Raw genomic sequence first — 1,004 nt, 5'->3', positions numbered from 1 at the left:
ATCTTGAATAGATTGATGTTCTGTTAATAAATTTATAATAAGAAATTTGAAATCAATTGAGGCATTTTTGTGCCCTACTTTAGCATCAGATCCTACTACCTACACTCTGTAACAAAATTATAAAACCACCCCCAAAAATAGCGTTTTGGATGACCCCAAGGCATGTCTCGTTCTGAAAGTTATCTAATATGATTTAGCATGCACTAAAATACTATTCTATATAAAAACAATGTCTAAGAATCCCGAATTATTCGTTTTTATTGAGTTTTTTGAAATAGCGCTGTAACAAAATTATAAAACCACTTGCTTTTGTTCGCAATTTTGAAGAAAAAAATCATGCAAACTCGTCGTTCTTGCTTTTCTAGCGTTTTTTGTGGCTGCTCTTACTCATTTTATTGCTTTTTAGCAATGCCACGTGGTAAATCCCTTACAGAGCGTGAGATCGGCCAAATTGAGGCTTTCCATAGTGAAGGATTGGGAATTCGAGAAATAGCACGCAAAATTAATCGTTCCCACAATCTTGTGATGAATTGGCTTGAAAAACAGGAGAATTACGGCAAGAAAAACAAGAAAAGAGGCCGCAAGAAGAAGCTTTCCAAACGTGATGAGCGTCAAATTATCAGGAAAGTATCCAACACCACTAAAAGCTGTGCAAAAATCAAGCAAGAACTTGGCTTAGACGTCCATCGGCAAACCGTTTGGCGCACTATTAACAAGAATCCAAACATTTTTCGTCAAAAAATGAATAAAGCGCCACGTTTGGAACCCGTTCATATCAGAGGAAGACTGGAATTCGCAAGGAACAATATGGGTCGTCAATGGAATTTGGTAGGTTCTGGTTGCGCTTGTTTTTAATGTGTTTCCTTTCATTGTAGGTGATTTTCTCGGATGAAAAGAAGTTCAACCTTGATGGCCCGGATGGTCTGAACAGCTACTGGAGAGATTTATGTAAAGAACCACGCTACTTTTCGAGGCGAAACTACGGAGGTGGGTCCGTCATGGTT

At 38.1% G+C, this 1,004-nt stretch carries 1 protein-coding gene; it reads left to right on the top strand.

Features of this window, described 5'->3' with window-relative positions; genetic code table 11:
• Window positions 1–309: 309 nt before the first annotated feature.
• The gene (locus ACQR30_RS15065; protein ID WP_429736577.1) at window positions 310–855 is read left to right on the top strand and encodes a helix-turn-helix domain-containing protein; all 546 of its coding nucleotides are present in this window, start codon (window positions 310–312) and stop codon (window positions 853–855) included.
• The last annotated feature ends 149 nt before the right edge of the window (window positions 856–1,004 follow it).

The sequence above is a fragment of the Arachidicoccus sp. genome, from assembly GCF_050436765.1.
In the GTDB taxonomy this organism is placed as follows: Bacteria; Bacteroidota; Bacteroidia; order Chitinophagales; family Chitinophagaceae; genus Arachidicoccus.
The sequence above is the reverse complement of the archived record's forward strand: the minus strand, read 5'-3'. Positions and strand labels throughout refer to the sequence as shown.